This is a genomic window from Rhodococcus sp. BS-15, from assembly GCF_000813105.1.
In the GTDB taxonomy this organism is placed as follows: domain Bacteria; phylum Actinomycetota; class Actinomycetes; order Mycobacteriales; family Mycobacteriaceae; genus Rhodococcoides.
In genome coordinates, this window is sequence record NZ_BAOX01000632.1 from 1 (window position 1) to 641 (window position 641).

1 protein-coding gene is annotated in these 641 nt (G+C 69.7%); it reads right to left on the reverse strand.

Annotated features, from left to right (window positions below):
• Positions 1-641: molybdopterin-binding protein (locus RHBS_RS28380; RefSeq protein ID WP_237669887.1), on the reverse strand; the 641-nt coding region annotated here is incomplete at both ends.

Here is a 641-nt window from a genome sequence, read left to right on the forward strand (position 1 = left end):
GTGCGGACCTGGCTGTCTGCTCGCCACCGCGTGCCGTCCGCGGTGACCGGCACGATGCGAGGAGTCGAGGATCGAGCCTCGGCAGCATTGGACAACAGGCCGATCCGCGAGGGGCGCACCGTTCTCCCGGTCAGGGCATCGACGATGGCGGGCGCGGTGAGCATCGCGGTGCCGACGGCCGCCAGCGGATTTCCCGGGAGGCCGAGCACCACCGTGCCGTCGGGCAGTGCCGCGGTGATCTGAGAACCGCCGGGACGCATCCGCATCCGCCCGACGACGGTCTCGGCATCGAGGCCGGCGAGGGTCGCGCGGAGCTGATCTGCGGCCCCACCTCCGGTTGCCCCGACGACGATGATCACGTCCACATCCTGGGTTCGGGTCAGCACGTCTCGAAACCCCGTCGCGGTGTCCTCGAGCAGCGTCACATCGACGACGGAGATGCCGCAGTGTGCCAGGTACTCAGGCAACACCGATCCGAGAACGTCCCTGGTCTCGCCGGGAGCGAGTAGGCCGGTGGATCGAATCTCGTTGCCGCTGATGACCACTCGTCCGCGGACCGGACCGCGCACCGCCACCTCGAACACCTCTGCGCTGGCGGCGAGCGACCGTACGGCGGCATCGATGGGGGTGCCTGCTGCGAC